The organism is Pseudomonas sp. ML2-2023-3 (assembly GCF_037055275.1).
Lineage (GTDB): Bacteria > Pseudomonadota > Gammaproteobacteria > Pseudomonadales > Pseudomonadaceae > Aquipseudomonas.
In genome coordinates, this window is the sequence record NZ_CP146343.1 from 158,143 (window position 1) to 176,771 (window position 18,629).

15 protein-coding genes and 2 tRNA genes are annotated in these 18,629 nt (G+C 58.9%); 9 read left to right on the plus strand and 8 right to left on the minus strand.

The features are described 5' to 3' along the window. Positions 1–61: 61 nt before the first annotated feature. The 7 genes from dnaB to rnr all read right to left on the minus strand — a co-directional run bounded on the left by dnaB (position 62) and on the right by rnr (position 7,394). Positions 62–1,456, minus strand: coding sequence for a replicative DNA helicase (gene dnaB / locus V6P94_RS00685; protein WP_095035110.1), 1,395 nt, complete (start codon positions 1,454–1,456; stop codon positions 62–64). A 120-nt stretch (positions 1,457–1,576) separates the two neighbouring features. Beyond that, a complete protein-coding gene (gene rplI / locus V6P94_RS00690) occupies positions 1,577–2,023 on the minus strand; it encodes a 50S ribosomal protein L9 (protein ID WP_003439047.1) in 447 nt (148 codons plus the stop codon). A gap of 19 nt (positions 2,024–2,042) precedes the next feature. Beyond that, positions 2,043–2,939, minus strand: a complete 897-nt coding sequence (locus V6P94_RS00695) for a hypothetical protein (protein WP_133076630.1) — start codon at positions 2,937–2,939, stop codon at positions 2,043–2,045. A 36-nt stretch (positions 2,940–2,975) separates the two neighbouring features. Then, positions 2,976–3,206 (minus strand): 30S ribosomal protein S18, encoded by a 231-nt coding sequence (gene rpsR, locus V6P94_RS00700; protein ID WP_003171373.1) that lies wholly within the window; start codon positions 3,204–3,206, stop codon positions 2,976–2,978. A gap of 28 nt (positions 3,207–3,234) precedes the next feature. Beyond that, the gene (rpsF, locus tag V6P94_RS00705) at positions 3,235–3,660 is read right to left on the minus strand and encodes a 30S ribosomal protein S6 (RefSeq protein ID WP_003439045.1); all 426 of its coding nucleotides are present in this window, start codon (positions 3,658–3,660) and stop codon (positions 3,235–3,237) included. A 306-nt stretch (positions 3,661–3,966) separates the two neighbouring features. After that, the gene (gene rlmB, locus V6P94_RS00710) at positions 3,967–4,734 is read right to left on the minus strand and encodes a 23S rRNA (guanosine(2251)-2'-O)-methyltransferase RlmB (RefSeq protein ID WP_133076631.1); all 768 of its coding nucleotides are present in this window, start codon (positions 4,732–4,734) and stop codon (positions 3,967–3,969) included. Next, the gene (gene rnr / locus V6P94_RS00715) at positions 4,731–7,394 is read right to left on the minus strand and encodes a ribonuclease R (RefSeq protein WP_133076632.1); all 2,664 of its coding nucleotides are present in this window, start codon (positions 7,392–7,394) and stop codon (positions 4,731–4,733) included. The genes rlmB and rnr overlap by 4 nt, the downstream gene beginning before the upstream one ends. A gap of 224 nt (positions 7,395–7,618) precedes the next feature. Between rnr and V6P94_RS00720 the strand changes: the two genes are divergently transcribed. The 9 genes from V6P94_RS00720 to V6P94_RS00760 all read left to right on the plus strand — a co-directional run bounded on the left by V6P94_RS00720 (position 7,619) and on the right by V6P94_RS00760 (position 16,463). After that, positions 7,619–7,705, plus strand: a tRNA-Leu gene (locus V6P94_RS00720). Between the two features lie 175 nt (positions 7,706–7,880). Further along, a tRNA-Leu gene (locus V6P94_RS00725) sits at positions 7,881–7,967 on the plus strand. A 192-nt stretch (positions 7,968–8,159) separates the two neighbouring features. Beyond that, positions 8,160–8,666, plus strand: coding sequence for a sigma-70 family RNA polymerase sigma factor (locus V6P94_RS00730; RefSeq protein ID WP_133076633.1), 507 nt, complete (start codon positions 8,160–8,162; stop codon positions 8,664–8,666). Next, positions 8,659–9,621, plus strand: a complete 963-nt coding sequence (locus V6P94_RS00735; RefSeq protein ID WP_326397259.1) for a FecR domain-containing protein — start codon at positions 8,659–8,661, stop codon at positions 9,619–9,621. Before V6P94_RS00730 ends, V6P94_RS00735 begins: the two co-directional genes overlap by 8 nt. A 154-nt stretch (positions 9,622–9,775) precedes the next feature. Beyond that, positions 9,776–12,406 carry a TonB-dependent receptor gene (locus V6P94_RS00740; RefSeq protein ID WP_338648869.1) on the plus strand — a complete coding sequence of 877 codons (2,631 nt, stop codon included), beginning with the start codon at positions 9,776–9,778 and terminating at the stop codon, positions 12,404–12,406. Between the two features lie 3 nt (positions 12,407–12,409). After that, complete coding sequence (locus tag V6P94_RS00745) at positions 12,410–12,559, plus strand: hypothetical protein (protein WP_338648870.1); 150 nt, start codon at positions 12,410–12,412, stop codon at positions 12,557–12,559. Further along, on the plus strand, positions 12,556–13,653 hold the full coding sequence (locus tag V6P94_RS00750; protein WP_133076635.1) for a cytochrome c peroxidase: 1,098 nt from the start codon (positions 12,556–12,558) through the stop codon (positions 13,651–13,653). Before V6P94_RS00745 ends, V6P94_RS00750 begins: the two co-directional genes overlap by 4 nt. 234 nt (positions 13,654–13,887) lie before the next feature. Next, positions 13,888–14,910: an iron ABC transporter substrate-binding protein gene (locus V6P94_RS00755; protein ID WP_133076636.1), complete on the plus strand. Its 1,023-nt coding sequence runs from the start codon at positions 13,888–13,890 to the stop codon at positions 14,908–14,910. Then, positions 14,910–16,463 carry an iron ABC transporter permease gene (locus V6P94_RS00760; RefSeq protein WP_219262130.1) on the plus strand — a complete coding sequence of 518 codons (1,554 nt, stop codon included), beginning with the start codon at positions 14,910–14,912 and terminating at the stop codon, positions 16,461–16,463. Before V6P94_RS00755 ends, V6P94_RS00760 begins: the two co-directional genes overlap by 1 nt. A gap of 124 nt (positions 16,464–16,587) precedes the next feature. Here V6P94_RS00760 and V6P94_RS00765 read toward each other — a convergent pair whose 3' ends face one another. After that, positions 16,588–18,522 carry a methyl-accepting chemotaxis protein gene (locus V6P94_RS00765; RefSeq protein WP_338648874.1) on the minus strand — a complete coding sequence of 645 codons (1,935 nt, stop codon included), beginning with the start codon at positions 18,520–18,522 and terminating at the stop codon, positions 16,588–16,590. Positions 18,523–18,629: the final 107 nt, after the last annotated feature.

Genomic DNA, 18,629 nt, shown 5'->3' on the forward strand with positions numbered 1-18,629 from the left:
CAGAGATACCGAGCCGCTTAAATCGCGGGCAAGCCCGCTCCCACAGAGAAGCGCCGGGTGTTTAATCGTCGTCGAAGTTGTAACTGCCCGGCGCCAGGTTTTCGAAGCGCGTGTACTTGCCGATAAACGCCAGGCGCGTCGTCCCGATAGGGCCGTTACGCTGCTTGCCGATGATGATCTCGGCAATGCCCTTGTGCTCGGTCTCGGGGTGGTACACCTCGTCCCGGTACACGAACATGATGACGTCGGCGTCCTGCTCGATGGCTCCGGATTCACGCAAGTCGGAGTTGATCGGGCGCTTGTTGGGCCGTTGCTCAAGGGAACGGTTGAGCTGCGACAACGCCACTACCGGGCAGTTGAATTCCTTGGCCAGCGCCTTGAGGGATCGCGAGATCTCGGAAATCTCGTTGGTACGGTTGTCACCGCCCGAACCCGGGATCTGCATCAATTGCAGGTAGTCGATCATGATCAGGCCGATATCGCCGTGCTCACGTACCAGTCGTCGGGTACGGGCGCGCATTTCCGATGGGCTGATGCCCGCCGTGTCGTCGATAAACAGCTTGCGGTCATTGAGCAGATTGACCGCCGAAGTCAGGCGCGGCCAATCGTCGTCTTCGAGGCGACCGGCCCGGACCTTGGTCTGGTCGATACGCCCAAGGGACGACAGCATACGCATGATCAGCGATTCGCCTGGCATCTCGAGGGAGTAAACCAGTACCGCTTTTTCGCTGCGTAGCACTGCGTTTTCAACGAGGTTCATCGCAAAGGTGGTTTTACCCATCGATGGACGACCCGCGACGATGATCAAGTCGGCAGGCTGCAGGCCGCTGGTCATGCCGTCCAGGTCGGTGTAGCCAGTGGACAGGCCGGTGATGGCGTTGTCGGTATTGAACAGCGTGTCGATACGGTCGATGGCTTTGGTCAACAGATCGTTGACGCTGACCGGGCCGCCGGTTTTTGGCCGGGCCTCGGCAATCGCAAAGATCTGGCGCTCGGCCTCGTCGAGAATTTCGGCAGCATTACGGCCTTCGGGGTTGAAGGCACTGTCGGCGATCTCGGTGCTGATGCCGATCAACTGGCGCAAGGTGGCGCGCTCGCGAACGATCTGCGCATAGGCCTTGATGTTGGCGACCGACGGCGTGTTTTTTGCCAGCTCTCCGAGATAACCAAGACCGCCAACTTGCGAGGTCTGACCTTCCTTGTCCAATTGCTCGGCAAGGGTCACGACGTCGATCGGGGAGTTCTGGTCCGCCAGCTTGGCGATGGCACGGAAGATCAGGCGGTGGTCATGCCGATAGAAATCACCGTCCGAGACCTGATCCAGCACGCGTTCCCAGGCGTTGTTATCCAGCATCAAACCACCGAGCACAGCCTGTTCGGCCTCGATGGAATGCGGAGGCACCTTCAGGGCTGCGGTTTGTAGATCGTATTGCTCAGGAGCGGAGATATCGTTCATGGCCACTTGGAATAAGTATGAAAATCAGAAACTGCAGAAAGACAAAGGGCACGACCTGTAAACAGGATCGTGCCCGATGTTAACCGTCCGGCACACAAGGTGCCAGTCAGTTAAGACTGCTTAAGCAGCTACCACAACAACGCGTACGGTTGCTTCAACTTCGGCGTGCAGGTGCACAGCCACGTCGAATTCGCCAACGTTGCGGATAGTGCCGTTCGGCAGACGAACTTCGCTTTTAGCAACTTCAACGCCGGAGGCGGTCAGTGCATCAGCGATGTCGTGAGTGCCGATCGAACCGAACAGCTTGCCTTCGTCGCCAGCGGTGGCAGTGATAGTCACTTCCAGCTCAGCCAGTTGGGCAGCGCGTGTTTCAGCCGAAGCTTTCTTGTCTGCAGCAGCTTGTTCCAGCTCAGCACGACGCTCTTCAAACGCAGCCAGGTTGGCAGCGGTTGCAGCGGTAGCTTTGCCGTACGGCAGCAGGTAGTTACGACCGTAACCGGCCTTAACATTTACTTTGTCGCCCAGGTTGCCCAGGTTCGCGACTTTTTCCAGAAGGATCAGTTGCATGTGAAAATCCTCTTAACTTTTAACCTTCACCGTCCGCAGAGTCTTTATCGGCACTTTTCGGTGCCAGACGTCCGCGAAAATCAATCAGGCTGTCGACAATGGCCAAAACCACGAGCAACGGATAGATCAGCTGCATAAACAGCAACAGCGTGACGTACAACCCCACCAGCCAGAACCTGGCCAGTCGCTTTTGCGCCACCAGCCCATGAATCAGGGCTAGCCCGGCGAAGAACAGCGCTACGCTGCACAACGGCGTAAGCATGGCCATTTCAGGACCGAAGTTCGGCCCTACAAGCATGCACGCCAGCAATACGAGCGCTGGTCCCAGCGGTAGGCGGATGCTGCGAAATTCGCTGGCAAAACCGCCCGGATTGTACAACAACGCCTGCCAATAACGCCCAAGCATCAGGCTAAGCACGCTGACGACCTGCATCAAAGCTGCAATCAATCCGGTGAGGACGGGTGCAATCAGTGCTCCAAGGCGCGCTCGCTCTACGTCAGATAACTTGTCGTAGAGACCATTGAGGACCTGCGGCAGAAGTTTTTCCAACTCCTGCGCCATCGCACCAATGGGTTCGCGGAAAACCGTACCCAGGATCACGCCATACACCACACCCAACGCTACGCTGACCAGCAGCACGCGGTTCCAGGACTGTTCGGCGCGCAACATCAACGCCAACCCCAGAGTTCCAAGCAGCACCATAAGGGTGCGAGGCTCTCCGAGAAACCACCAGACCAAGGCCGGCAGTAAAGCCCATGAGAGGATGCTCAAGGCATCTCTCGGACCGCGCCGCAGGAGCACAAGACTACCTGCAGCAGCACTCAACCAGAACAAGAACGGCAATGCCGCACATCCGGCCACGATTAACGTGGCCTGCACACGGCCTCGCATGATGAACTCAGCTAAGGCGCGCATGCTTTCAATCCTTTACTACTTGTCGACTGCCCGGTCTCAGCGGCCGTGGCTGTCGGTGTAGGCCAGCAGGGCCAGGAAGCGGGCGCGCTTGATAGCGGTGGCCAGCTGACGCTGATAACGAGCTTTAGTACCGGTGATGCGGCTTGGAACAATTTTGCCGGTCTCGGATACGTAAGCTTTCAGAGTGTTGAGATCCTTGTAATCGATCTCTTTCACTTCTTCTGCTGTGAAGCGGCAGAATTTACGACGACGGAAGAAACGTGCCATGTAATTGGCTCCTCAAAAGGTCCGTGGATTACTCGTCAGCGTTATCGCTGGCGTCGCTGTTATCGCTGTCATCGCCATCGGCGCTGTCAGAATGCTCAGGACGGTCACGACGCTCACGGCGCTCACTGCGGTTTTCTTCAGCCTTGAGCATCTCGGACTGGCCAGTTACGGCTTCGTCGCGACGGATGACCAGGTTACGGATCACAGCATCGTTGTAACGGAAGTTGTCTTCCAGCTCAGCCAGGGCTTTGCCAGTGCACTCAACGTTCAGCATCACGTAGTGAGCCTTGTGAACATTGTTGATTGCGTAGGCCAGTTGACGACGGCCCCAATCTTCCAGACGGTGGATTTTGCCGCCGTCTTCTTCGATCAGCTTGGTGTAACGCTCTACCATGCCGCCGACTTGTTCGCTTTGATCCGGGTGGACCAAAAAGATGATTTCGTAATGACGCATGAATGCTCCTTACGGGTTGTAGCCTGCCGCTAACTAAAAAGCGGTCAGACAAGGAGTGAATGACACTTGTGTGTCTTGCCTAGAGAGGCACATATGCGCCCGCCATGACGGCAAGGGGCGCAATTGTAGAGAAGGGACAACAGGGGCGCAAGGCAATTGGTGATTATTTGAACAATATTGCATTGCAAACACCTCAAACAACGATGGGAGCGGACTTGGTCGCGATGGCATCGACGCGGTCATCCTGACACACCGCGTGATACGCATCGCGAGCAAGCCCGCTCCCACCGTTAAATCCGTCTGCGGTTACTTCTTTTTCGCAGGGGACTTGGCTTTGACGCTGCGCTGACGCAGGGCTTCGAACAGGCAAACGCCTGTCGCTACCGAAACGTTCAGGCTGCTGACACTGCCCGCCATCGGCAGGCGTACCAGGTAATCGCAATGCTCACGCGTCAGGCGACGCATGCCTTTGCCTTCGGCACCCATGATCAGGATGGTAGGCCCGGTCAGGTCTTGCTCGTACAGCTCCTGCTCGGCTTCGCCGGCAGTACCGACGATCCACAGACCGCGCTGCTGAAGCTTCTTCAACGTGGCCGCAAGGTTGGTAACTGCAACCAACGGAATCACTTCCGCTGCACCACAGGCTACTTTTCGCACAGTAGGGGTCAACGTTGCAGACTTGTCCTTAGGCACGATAACCGCCAAGGCGCCGGCGGCATCCGCCGTGCGCAGGCAAGCACCCAGGTTGTGCGGATCGGTCACACCGTCCAGCACCAGAATCAGCGGAGCACCTTCGGTGCGATCCAGCAATTCGTTGAGCATGGCCTCGCCCCACACCTGACTCGGGCTCACATCAGCCACAACACCCTGGTGTACGCCCTCAACCCAAACGTCCATCTCGCGACGTTCGGCATTACCTACCGGCACCCGGCTTTCATCAGCCAGCGCGATCAGGGTCTGAACGCGCGGATCGCTACGACCCTCGGCCAACCACACTTGCTTTACGCGCTTGGGATGATGACGAAGCAACGCTTCTACGGCGTGGATGCCGTAGATTTTTTCCAACTGACTCATGACTTGGCCTTAGGTTTGCGCGACCCGCCGCTTTTGGCAGCAGGAGCGGCGCCCGATTTTGGCGGGCCTTTACGATGTTTACTCGGTTTTGAAGGCTTGCCTGCATCTTTAGCAGGTGCTGCCCTACCCGACTTTCCCGGCTCCGATGTCCGACCGCCGCTTTTAGCTTCGGCCAACAGCGCCTGTTTCAATTCGCGACTCTTGCGCAGCTCGGCGTTTTTTGCGGCGGCATCACCAGGGCGATAGGCGTCGTCAGTCGTCTTTTTCACGGCCTTGGCTGGCGCGCTGCGTCGTGCAGCAGGTGCTGGCTCGACTGGCTTTTCAGTGGCCTTGGTGCCCGACTTGCCGGCATTTTTGGCCTTGGGCGCATCAGTGGTGCGATTTTTACGACCAATCGGTGCACTGAGGGTTTTTTCCGCCATTTCGAAGTCGATCTTGCGTTCGTCGAGATCGACGCGCATCACCCGCACTTCAACGGTGTCGCCCAAGCGGAAGCTACGACCGGTGCGTTCGCCCGCCAGGCGGTGATGCACAGGGTCGAAGTGATAGTAGTCACCCGGCAAGGCGGTTACGTGAACCAGACCTTCGACATAGATATCGGTCAGTTCCACAAACAGACCAAAACCGGTCACCGCCGTCACCACACCAGGGAACGACTCGCCGACGCGATCCTTCATGAACTCGCATTTGAGCCAGTTGGTCACGTCACGCGTAGCTTCGTCAGCACGGCGCTCGCTCATCGAGCACTGCTCGCCGAGCTGCTCCAGAATCGCTTCGTCGTACGGATAGATACGCGCTTTCGGAATGGTCATCGCGCCAGCACGGCGAACGTGCGGGGTGTCCATTTTGGAATGGATCACGCTGCGAATTGCACGGTGCGTCAACAGATCCGGATAGCGACGAATCGGCGAAGTGAAGTGGGTATAGGCTTCATAGTTCAGGCCGAAGTGGCCCTGGTTATCAGCGCTGTACACCGCCTGACTCAACGAGCGCAGCATCACGGTCTGGATCAGGTGGAAATCCGGGCGATCCTTGATGGTTTCAAGCAGCGCCTGGTAGTCCTTCGGCGACGGACCATCCTTGCCTTTGTGCAGGCTCAGGCCCAGCTCACCCAGGAAGGCGCGCAGTTTTTCCAGACGCTCCGGTGGCGGACCATCGTGAACGCGATACAACGCAGGAATTTCGTGCTTCTTGAGGAACTCAGCGGTGGCCACGTTGGCTGCCAGCATGCATTCTTCAATCAGCTTGTGCGCGTCGTTACGGGTGGTTGGGCGAATTTCAGCGATTTTGCGCTCGGTACCGAAGATGATCCGGGTTTCCTGCGTTTCAAAATCAATCGCGCCACGGGTATGACGAGCGGCCAGCAGCACTTTGTACAGCGAGTAAAGCTGCTTGAGGTGCGGCACGACATCAGCGTATTCGCTGCGCAGTTGCTTGGCCTCAGTGGTTTTCGGCTGTTCCAGGATGGTGCTGACCTTGTTGTAGGTCAGACGTGCCTGGGAGTGAATCACCGCTTCATAGAACTGATAATCAGTCATTTCGCCGGTTTTGGAGATGGTCATCTCGCAAACCATGGCCAAACGGTCGACTTTCGGGTTCAGGGAGCACAGACCATTGGACAGCTGCTCAGGCAGCATCGGGATCACGCGCTCAGGGAAGTACACCGAGTTACCGCGAACCTGCGCTTCGGCATCCAGAGCGGAGCCGATTTTCACATAGCTGGAAACGTCGGCAATCGCCACGTATAACTTCCAGCCACCGGAGAACAGGCGCAGCTTGCCAGGCTTGGCTTCACAGAAAACCGCATCATCGAAGTCGCGGGCATCTTCGCCGTCAATGGTGACGAATGGCAGATGACGCAGATCGATGCGCTTCTCTTTGTCTTTTTCTTCGACTTCCGGCTTCAACCGGGCCGCTTCCTTAAGGACAGCTTCCGGCCAGACGTGGGGAATGTCGTACGTGCGCAGGGCAATATCGATTTCCATGCCTGGGGCCATGTAGTTTCCTACGACCTCAAGCACATCACCTTGCGGCTGGAAGCGCGGCGTCGGCCAGTGAGTGATCTTCACTTCGACGAACTGGCCAATTTTTGCGCCAGCGTTGCGACCCGGCGTAACCAGCACTTCCTGCTGGATCTTCGGGTTATCGGCCACTACGAAGCCAATGCCGCCTTCTTCGAAGTAGCGACCCACGATGGTTTCGTGAGCACGCGAGACCACTTCCACGATCACGCCTTCACGACGACCACGGCGGTCCAGCCCCGAAACACGGGCCAGGGCACGGTCGCCATCGAACACCAGACGCATTTGCGACGGGCTCATGAACAGATCGTCACTGCCATCATCCGGGATCAGGAAGCCGAAGCCATCGCGGTGACCACTGATGCGGCCGAGAATCAGGTCGAGCTTGTCCACCGGCGCATAAGTGCCACGGCGCGTGTAAATCAGTTGGGCATCACGTTCCATCGCTCGCAGGCGACGGCGCAAGGCCTCGATTTGGTCTTCTGTAGTCAGACCGAACTCTTCCACCAACTGTTCGCGAGCAGCAGGCGAGCCACGCTCGGCCAGATGCTGAAGGATCAGTTCGCGGCTAGGGATAGGGTTTTCGTATTTTTCCGCTTCACGTGCGGCCTCGGGATCGAGGGTCTGCCAATCGGCCATTAGATAGTTTTCACCTTGTCTATATGCGGGTTAGTTTGGCATACGCGTATTGAAACGGGAAATTTCAGGGCCACACTGGGCCTTAATAGTCCTTAATGACGCGCTTTGACGCTACCAGCCAACCGTTCGCGAAAAATTTTCAATATTTTTAATCACAACGCTTTACAGGTCAAAGGGTCATCCGTATAGTGCGCGCCATCGACAACGGCAACGTTGAAGATGTTGCCCAGATGGTGAAATTGGTAGACACGCCAGCTTCAGGTGCTGGTGATCGCAAGGTCGTGGAAGTTCGAGTCTTCTTCTGGGCACCAATTCAGAGAGTCAGAGTAGTACAACTCTGGCCCTCACACAAAAACCCGCGAAAGCGGGTTTTTGCATTTCAGATATTCATAAGCCCCTGATTTAATAAAATTAAAACAGGGGTTTACAGATTCAAAAGCTCTCCGTATAGTGCGCCACATCAACAGCGGCAACGTTGCTGATACTGCCCAGATGGTGAAATTGGTAGACACGCCAGCTTCAGGTGCTGGTGACCGCAAGGTCGTGGAAGTTCGAGTCTTCTTCTGGGCACCAATTCAGGTTTACAGATTAACGCTGTATAACCACTCTAAAAGCCCGCGAAAGCGGGCTTTTTAGTTTCCGAAATTGCTTACCCTCCCCCCAAGGTTTCTTTATCAGCGATTCCAAAGTCGCATTTGATAATCCATCTCATCCGCATTAATATCCGGCCACCTTCAGATCGCTAGCGCGCCCACCCGGATTCTCGTGCCCGACAACAACGACAGGCTACAGCTCTACCTCACGCATCGCCTTGCCCTGGTCGATTACGCCGCACCTATCGTGGGCTGTCGGGCCAAGGCAGAAGACGTGGTTCAAGAAGCCTGGCTTCGTTTCAGCCAAGGCGCGGACAACCTGATCCCGCTGACGCAGCCGGTCGGCTACCTTTATCGCATCGTGCGCAACCTGGCCTTCGACCTCAATCGCCGGGCAACCCTGGAAAACCGCCACACCACACGCAGTGAATCACTGGACGAGCATATTTCCAGCACCCCGTCGCCCGAGCAGCAAGCCCTGCATCTGGACGAACTGCGCAAATTGCAACATGCTCTGTCGCGCCTGCCAGAGCGTACGCGACAGGCCTTTGTACTGCATCGACTGAACGGCCTGACGTTTCAACAAATCGGCACACAACTTGGAATCTCCGTGAGCCTGGCCCACCAATTGGTCCGCGACGCCCTGACCTACTGCGCGGAACAACTGAGTGATGACTGACAATCCGAACCCGATCTGGGAAACCGCACTGGACTGGCTGCTGCTGATCCAGGAGAACCCCCACGACCACGAACTGGCCGAACGCTTGAGTCATTGGCGAGCCAGCGCTCCCGAACATGACGCGGCGTATCGCAAGGCCCTGAAAGTGTGGCGTTTGAGCGGTGAAGCCTTGAGTTCGCCGATTGCCGCAGTGCCCGCGCCGGTGACTCTACGCCCTCCCACACCCCTGAGCCGACGCAAGCGCGCACTGGTCGGCGCTGCCGTGGCCGCGAGCGCCCTGCTGATGTGGGGCCCCGACTGGCAAGCGATACAAGCCGACTACCGCAGCCCAATCGCTGAACACCGCACCATCGCGCTGAGTGATGGCAGCCAGATGCTTCTGGACAGCAATACACTCGCTGACGTGCAGTTCAACCCTGAGCAGCGAGAGATCACGCTGGTGCGCGGACAGGCTTTTTTCTCGGTGACACACGATGCCAACCGCGCCTTCTACGTAAACGCCGGCGACGTGCGGGTTCGCGTGACCGGCACTGCGTTTGCGGTCAATCTGGGCGACAACGGCGTCGATGTCAGCGTCGAGAGCGGGACGGTTGTCGTGCAAACACCGCAATCCTCGACCTCGTCCACACACCTGCTGGGCCAGGGCGATCAACTGCACTTCACTGCAAGCGATCAGCACACCCGCATCGCGCAATTGCCCCCGGAGCAAATCGCCCCGTGGCGGCGCTGGCAGCTGGTGGCTGTTGATCAATCGATCGATGACGTGATCATGCAGTTGCGCCGCTATCAGCCCGGCCTGATTGTGCTGACCGACAAGGCACTGGGCCAACGCCGCATCACCGCCGCCCTGAACTTGCGCAATCCAAAAAGCGCATTGCAGGCCGCAATCGCCCCATTGGGTGGGCGCCTGCAAGACAGCGTGCCGTATACCCTGATCGTCTCGACCAAGCCTTAGTCATCTCAGAACAGCTGCACCTCACTCCGGCAGTCTTTTAAAACTATTTTCATTTATTTCTGGAAATCCTGCGGCACCAAGAGTCTTTACCTACGAACGTCACTGATAAAGATTCGCATTAGTGACTATGGCGTTTCATTTCGTAGGTCACTTCATGCCCTCTTTGCGTTTGCAATGCGTCAGCCTCCTGCGCTGCCGATCGCTGTCCATGGCCCTGCTGCTTGGGTTGCCTGCGCTGGCCATTGGCGCCAGTCCTGTGTCCAACGTGCAAACAAAACAACAGCAGTTGCCGTTGCATTTCCAGATCCCGGCCCAGCCATTGGCCAGCGCCCTGATTGCGTTTTCCCAGCAGTCGGGCTGGCAGGTCAGCGCGGAAAGTGCATTGCTCACCGGCCTGAGCGGTTCATCCGTCGATGGCAGCATGAGCCCCGAGAAAGCCCTGGCCCGCCTGCTACGCGGCAGCGGCCTGCAATGGGAGGTCACCTCCGCCGACAGCGCCTCCATCCTGCCGCCTGCTGAAAACGATGTGCTGCAGATCAAAAGCACGCCAATCACGGCCATAGACTCGGTGTTCCAAGGCGAACAGGTCATTGACCGGCATATGATCGAAAGCCTGCCTTCAGGCAATGGCGATATCACCAGCCTGCTGCGCACCAACCCCAACGTACAGTTCGATAACAACCAACTGAGCAGTAAGACCCCGGGGGAAATTGCCCCTGCCGATATCAGCATCAACGGCGCAAGGCCCTGGCAAAACCTGTTTATCGTTGACGGCATGAGCATGAACAACGATCTGGACCCCGGTGGCACCAACGATGACTTCGATGAAATGCCGGGCCGCAGTCAGGGGCTGGCACTGGATACCGATCTGCTCCAGGACATCAAGGTCTACGACAGCAACGTACCCGTGGAATTTGGCGGCTTTAACGGCGGCGTGGTCCAGGCCAATACCCGCGACCCCAAGGCCGACTTTCACGGCAAGCTCTCGGTACAAATGTCACGCTCCGAATGGACCCGCTATCACCTGAATGAAGATGACCCGGACCTCGACAATTTCGAGGCCGGCTTTGGCAACAACAGCCAACCCGACTTTAAAAAAATCATCACCCGCGCCACTCTCGAAGGGCACTTGAGCGACAACTTCGGTTTGCTGGGCAGTTTTTCGCGCAAGGACTCGACCATGCCCACCCGCGTGTTTGCGGTGTCCAACCAGACCGATACGGCCAATGCGGCTGAAGTACAGACCCGACGCATCGACAATTACTTTCTCAAGGCTGTCTGGCAGGTCAACGAGGACTGGAAGCTGGACGTGAGCCTGACCCACGCCCCGGAAACCGCCAAGACATTTGGCCCCAGCGCAATCTTCTCCGCTCGCGAAATGGAGGCTGGCGGCGATAGCCTCAGCGCACGGCTGGTGTGGAATGCTGCGCTGGCCCGAGTAGAACAAAACCTGAGCTGGAGCAAACTGAACACCTCCCGCTACTCCGACAGCGACTACATGGTTTTCTGGCGCACCTCCACGACCAAAAACTGGAGCACCTCAGGGGCGGCTACCGAGGGCGGTTTTGGTGATATTGAAGAAACCCAGAGAAGCCTGGCTTACAAGCTCAAGGCCGACTGGAACAGCTTCAGTTGGCTGGGTGTTAACCACGCCTTGCAAACCGGCCTTGAACTGTCGCAAAACACCGCCAGTTATGAGCGCAACACGCCATACAACAGCTACACCGTCGCCGCCACAAGCGCTTGCGTGGGCAATGACCCCTACTGCTCGATGGGCACCACCCTCACCGATGGCTGGGACGGCCAGTACGCTAAAAAGAAAACCCTGAGCCAGGGCAAAACCAGCCTCGACACCCGCACCTGGGCGTTGTACCTGCAAGACGAGATGCGCTACAAACGCCTGACCGTAAGGCCCGGCGTGCGGATCGACGGTGATGACTACATGAACCAGACCACCGTGGCACCGCGCCTGGCGATTGAACTGGACGTCTTCGGCGACAGCTTGACCCGCATCACCGGCGGCGCCAACCGCTACTACGGACGCAATCTGTACACCTACCGCCTGCGTGACGGCGTCGCCGCCATGGGCACCGAATACACCCGTGCCAGCCAGACCTCCGACTGGGTACTGACCAAGCGAGTGGCCAACGACAGCAAATTCAACCAGCTCAAAGTACCTTACGATGACGAACTGACCCTGGGCCTGAGCCATGTGCAATGGAACACCGAGTTCGCCGTCAAATACGTAAAACGCATGGGCCGGGAGCAAGTCAGCCGCGCCTGGGGCTCGCAGATCGGTGAGCCCTCCGATGACACGGCCACCCTGGCAGCCAACTACTACACCTACTACAACGGCGGCAAAAGCGACGCCGACATCTACACCCTGACCATCACCCCGCTGCAAGCCTTTACCCTGGGCAGCACCCGCACTTCAGGGCAGTTCGCCATGGACTGGAGCAAAATCCACAACACCGGACTGTCCAGCTATACCGCCAATATTGGCGCCACCTACGTCGAAGACCCGACCATCCAGTACGACGGCAAGTTCATGAAGTACTCCGACATGCCAGCGGCCAACTACAACCGCCCGTGGACTGCGCGCCTGACCACCCTCACTGAAATCGAGCCACTGCATCTCACCTGGAGCAATTTCTTGCGTTATCGCGATGGCTATCGCCGCATCGCCGCCACGGGCAAGAAAGTCCAGCACGAGGGAAAGGACGCTTATGTCTGGGCACAGACACCCTTTTCCGGAGCGCTGACCTGGGACACCCGCCTGGCCTAGGAGATGCCCACCGCGAAGGAACAGACGGTGTTCGTCAACCTCGACGTGACCAACCTGCTGGACAAGAAGATCGTCGGCGCCACCGAGACCAGCGGCCTGGCTACCTATGAAGTCGGCCGTCAATTCATGCTCGAAGTGGGGTACACGTTTTGAAACCTGCAGCCCTCTTCGTCGGCCTGACCCTGAGCGGCCTGACCCTGAATGCAAGCGCCTGCGATGAACAGGCCGCCAACTACAAGGCGTGCATCGCCCAACAGTACCGTCAGCCCGTCGCCCAATGGCCCGCACCCCAGGTGGATACCGATGTGGACTGGCAGGAAATGGCCGCCTTGCCTGCACACGCTCCCGCACCTCCTGAAAACCCCTTCAGCGAACCCAAGGCCGCACTGGGCAAAAAACTGTTCAACGACCCCACGTTGTCGCGCTCCGGACAGATTGCCTGCGCGTCGTGCCATGAGGCCGATATGGCCTTTGCCGATGGCCGCCGCGTGTCGTTCGGTCATGACCGCCAGAGCGGTCGGCGCAATGCTCCCAGCCTGGTAATGAGCGGCTACAGCACGGCGCTGTTCTGGGACGGGCGAGGCGGCAACCTCGAACAACAGGCCATGCACCCCATCGTCGATCCGGTGGAAATGGCATTCGACATCCCGCAACTGCTGCAACGACTCAATACCGACACCGCCTACCGCGAGCAGTTTGCACAGGTTTTCGGACCGGGGCCGATCACCACGCAGCAAACCGCCCAGGCCCTGGCCACCTTTCAGCGCACACTGGTGAGCGCCACACGCAATACCCCCTTCGAACAACTGCTACGCGGGCGCCCGCAACGCATGAGCGAGGAGCAGCTCTACGGCCTGCACCTGTTTCGCACCAAGGCGCGCTGCATGAACTGTCATTTTGGCCCGGCCCTGAGCGACGAGCAGTTTCATAACGTCGGCCTGAGTTACTACGGGCGTAAATACGAAGACCTGGGGCGCTACGAGGTGACGCGCAAACCTGAGGACGTGGGCGCATTCCGCACCCCGTCGTTGCGACTGCTGATGAAAACCGGGCCGTGGATGCACAACGGTCTGTTCGTGAACATGGAAGGCACCCTGGCGTTCTACAACATGGGCATGCCCCGCCCGCGCCCAAACGCGCAACAGGTCGATGACCCGCTGTTTCCGCGCACAAGCGACCGGCTCAAGGCGCTGAACATGGATAAGGACGAACTGCGAGCCTTGCGCAGCTTTCTGGACACGCTGTAGACAGCAACCTGCTTTGTGGGAGCAGGTTTGTTCGCGATGCAGACGACGCTACCTACCCGTAAAACTGGCAGCGAACCCATCGCGAGCAAGCCCGCTCCCACAAAAGCAGAACGGGTCGCCAACATCTCATTTCGTCGCGCTGGCACAATTGGACGCTGGGTCAAGCGCACTTGAGAAACAATATCGTTTATTATTGTTACAAGTTTTGTAGTACCCAAGCGAGGAACCCAGCGAATGATGCTCCGAAATACCCGGCTTGCGACATCCCTACTGCGCGGTCTGACTCTCTCCATTCTTGGTCTTGCACTGACCTCTCCCGCCCACGCTGGCGAACCTGTGTCGCTGACGCTGTACAACGGCCAACACAAGGAAGTCGGCGACAACCTCGCCAAGGCCTTCGAGGCCAAGACCGGTATCCACGTCAACGTGCGCAAGGGCAGCAGCAACCAGCTGGCCAGCCAGATCATGGAAGAAGGCGACCGCTCGCCTGCGGACGTGTTCTACGCAGAAGAGTCGCCGCCGCTGAACAACCTGGGTGAGCAAGGCTTTCTGGCCAAGGCCGATGACAGCACGCTGCAAGCACTGCCCAAGGAATATGTAGCTGCCAACGGCACCTGGATCGGCGTCACTGCGCGTACCCGCGTCGTCGCGTTCAACCCGAAGAAGATCAGTGAAGACCAGTTGCCCAAGTCGGTACTGGATTTCGCCGATCCGCAATGGCAAGGCAAGATCGGCTTTGTCCCCACCAGCGGCGCTTTCCAGGAACAGGCCGTTGCAATCATCAAACTGCACGGACGCGAAGCCGCCGAAGAATGGCTGACCGGCCTGCGCGCTTTCGGCAAGACCTACACCAACAACATGGTGGCGCTCAAAGCAGTAGAAAACGGTGAAGTGGCCGCGGTTCTGGTCAACAACTACTACTGGTTTGCCTTGCAGCGCGAGAAGGGCCAACTGGACTCCAAGCTTTATTACTTCACCGATGGCGATGCGGGCGGTTTGGTGACCGTGTCCAGCGCTGGCGTGCTGAAGGCCAGCAAACACCCCAAGGAAGCCCAGCAATTGCTGGCTTACATGGCCAGTGAAGAAGGCCAGCGCGTCATCACCAACACCACCGCTGAATACCCGATGCGCAAAGGCATGGTGTCCGAGCGCGGCCTTAAGCCATTTGAAGAGCTGCAACCGCCAAAAGTGACCCCGGCCGACCTGGGCAACGCGGAAGAAGCGCTGGACCTCGAACGTGATGTAGGCCTGCTCTGATGCTGTCTGGCGCCCAACCTGCACGCTTTACGCCCACCCGCAAAAAGCCTTCGATCTGGCTGTTGTTGCCCGTCCTGCTACTGGTGGGCCTGAGCCTGTTGCCGCTGCTGTATGTCGGCACCAAGGCCTGGCAAGCCGGATGGTCTGAAGCACTGCACCTGTTGTGGCGACCATACGTTTTTGGCCTGATGCGCAACACCCTGATGTTGATGGTCGGCGTCACCGTGACGTGCGCGCTGATCGGCCTGTCCCTGGCCTGGCTGCTTGAACGCAGCAACCTGCCGGGACGGCGCTTGTGGGGTGTGATCCTGTGCCTGCCGTTTGCGGTGCCGGCGTTCGTCAGCAGCTTTACCTGGGTCTCCCTGAGCGCCAGCTTTGAAGGCCTGGGCGGAGCGATCCTGGTGATGAGCCTGTCCAAGTACCCGCTGATTTTCCTGCCGGTCGCGGCCACCCTGCGCAACCTTGACCCGGCCCTGGAAGAGTCGGCCCGTACCTTGGGGCAGAACCGCTGGGGGGTGTTTTTCAACATCACCCTGCCACTGCTCTGGCCCTCGCTGCTGGCCGGTTCATTGTTGATTGCCCTGCATATGCTGGTGGAGTTCGGCGCACTGTCGATCATTGGGCTGCAAACTTTCACGACGGCGATTTATCAGCAGTTCGAGCTGGAGTTCAGCAACGCCAACGCGGCGATGCTGTCTGCGGTGCTGCTGGTGATGTGCCTGAGCCTGCTATGGCTGGAGTTGAAAGTACGCGGTAAGGGCCGCCATATTCGCATCGGCCAGGGCGCCGCCCGCCACGCCGAACAAGTACGCCTGGGCAAGTGGTCGGTGCCGGGGCAACTGTATTGCCTGGCGCTGGCAGTGGTTGGCAGCGGCATCCCGCTGGGCATGCTGGTGTACTGGCTGGTCAAGGGCAGCTCGGCCGCTTTTCCGATGGCCGAGATTGGCGAGGCATTGCTCTCGTCGCTGTCACTGGCTTTGGGCGGCGCAGCGCTGTGCCTGGTCCTGGCCGTGCCGGTTGGATTACTGGTGGTGCGCTACAAAGGCCCGCTGGCGATCTGGGCGGAACGTTTGCCGTACCTGCTGCACGCCCTGCCGGGGCTGGTCATTGCTCTGGCGCTGGTGTACTTCGCCCTGCACTTCGTGCCGGCGCTGTACCAGACTTCAGCGTTGCTGCTGATTGCCTATGCCCTGCTGTTTTTGCCGTTGGCGCAGGCACCGATCCGCACAGCCCTGAACAAGGCAGCACCGCAACTGGAAGAAGCGGCCCGCACGTTGGGTGCCACATCGTTTTCGGCATTTTGCCGGGTAACGCTGCCGATCATCTTCCCGGCCCTGGGGGCAGCGTTTGCCCTGGTGTTTCTGGATGCCATGAAGGAACTGACCGCCACCTTGCTGCTGAGCCCCACCGGGCTTAACACCTTGGCGACGCAGGTTTGGTCCCATACCTCGAATATAGAATTTGCAGCGGCGGCGCCTTATGCGGCGTTGTTGATTCTAGTGTCGGGGCTACCGGTGTACTTGCTCACTACGAGAATGTATTTGAGCCGCTGACAGCGGATCCAGCATACCCCGTGCGGGAGCGGGCTTGCCCGCGATGGCATCGACGGGGCATGCAGATACATCGCGTTGCCTGCATCGCGAGCAAGCCCGCTCCCACAGGGGCAGACCCGCTTCTTTACGCCCTGAACTGCCCCAGGCTCGCCTTGAGCTGCGCCGCCAACCCGTCCAGCACCTTGCCGCTGGCCGTGGTCTGGGTCACGGCCTCGGCCGCACGCTCCGCCTGGGCATGGATCACCTCAACCCGCCCGCGCACCGCATACGCACCTTGTGCCTGATGCTCTGCCGCCTTGGTGGCCTCGCCAATGGCCGTGTGCACCTGTTCGACCGAGGTCTGTACGGTTTGCTGCAACTGAACGCTGCCACGCAGCACAGCCAACCCCTCATTGGCCTGACGCCCTGCCAGACCAATCGCCGCAACAGCCTCTTTCGCGCCCTGCTGCAATGCCACGATATGAGCCTGTATATCCCCTGTGGAGCTTTGGGTTTTGCTGGCCAGCGCCCGCACCTCATCTGCCACCACCGCAAAACCGCGCCCCGTCTCACCCGCCCGCGCCGCCTCGATGGCCGCGTTAAGTGCCAACAAGTTGGTTTGCTCGGCAATGCCGTGAATCACCGTCAGGACGACTTCGATCTGCTCGCTTTGTTGTGCCAGGCGCTCAATGACCTTGGCGCCCTCGCCTACCTGCCCTGCCAGCGCCTCGATCAGGCCGCCCACCTTGGCCGAGGTGCGAGTGTTTTCATCCGTGGCCTGACGGATATCGACCACCTGCTTGAGCGCAGCCTGCATTGCCTGGCTTTCGGACTGCGCCGCATCCGCCATGGTCGACAGCGCGTGCAGGCTTTGCGCGACTTCATCACGCTGTAGTTTCGCGGCAGCATCCGCGCCCGCGTTGCGCAGGGTCATCACGCCGATCTCGATGCCGGTGCGCTGCGCCACATCCCCCGCTTCACGCACGATGGGCTGCAGCTTGTCGACAAAGCGATTGACCGCCGCCGCCATGTCGCCGATTTCATCCTTGCTGTTCAGGCCCACACGCTTGGTCAAATCACCTTCGCCCGCGGCCAGATCATCCAGGGCCGCAATCAGCAACAGCAACTTGTTGACCACACGCCGCCCCAGCACCACGGCCAGCAACAGCAACACCCCAAGGCCCACAACCGCCAGCCCCAGGCCAATGCGCCAGCGCAAAGTGTCAGCCGCCTCGCGCACGGTTTGCGCAGTGTTGGCCTGCATCTGTGCCGCAGCAGCCTGCGCCGACTCCAGCCGCGCCCCCAGTGCCGCCGAACTGTCGCTGGCAGCGCCTTGCAGGCTCTCACCGACCAACTGCTCGCTGTTGACGATCAGGGTCGCAAAACGTTTATCGAGTGCGGCCAGATCCTGTTCAACCGAGGCAGTGGAAACCCCCATCAGTACTTTGCCGATTTCGACCCCATTCGGGTTGATGGACGCTTCGAGGTAGTACACCGACGGATCGTGACGGGCCGCATCGAGAACTTTATCCAGCGCCCGCTCCCCCTTGCCCTTGGCCAGGAGGGTCTGGTTGATCGGGATATCGCGATTGAGGTATCGAGTCAGATGTTGACCTGTAGCGTCGTCATACACCACGAACAACACATTGGGATTGCGCTGAGCGCGACGGGCGAAATCGGACAGCGTGGGCACGTCATTGTCCCAGATGGCACGGGGCGCCACGGCGGCCAGCAATTGCGCCATGTCGTTGGCCGAATCCTGCAGGTTCTTCTCCAGCGCTTGCTTGAGTTGCATTTGCTCGTCTTTCAAGCGCGGTTCCAGGCCCGCGGTGAGACGCTGGCGGGTACTGGCAGACAGCGCTTCAAGGCTGCTTTTGACTTCACGGCCAGCCTGCTCCAGTTCGGCCGTCAGCTTTTGACTGTCAGCCCCCAGACGGGCGTCCAGATCGGACTCCAGGGCCGTCACCGTGCTGCGCGTCAGTGCGACAGCCACCAGCACTTGCACCAAAAGAGCGATACCCAGGGTAACGAATACAGGCCGAAGCAGACGGCTTTGTAACAGTGAGAGAACGGCAGACACAGAAAACCCTCCACTTAGGTGCCATTATTTTGATAGCACGCTTATTGACGGTTATCACAGCAAGGGTCGTGCCGCACAACAGGCAGAAACAACAAAAGGCCCCGAAG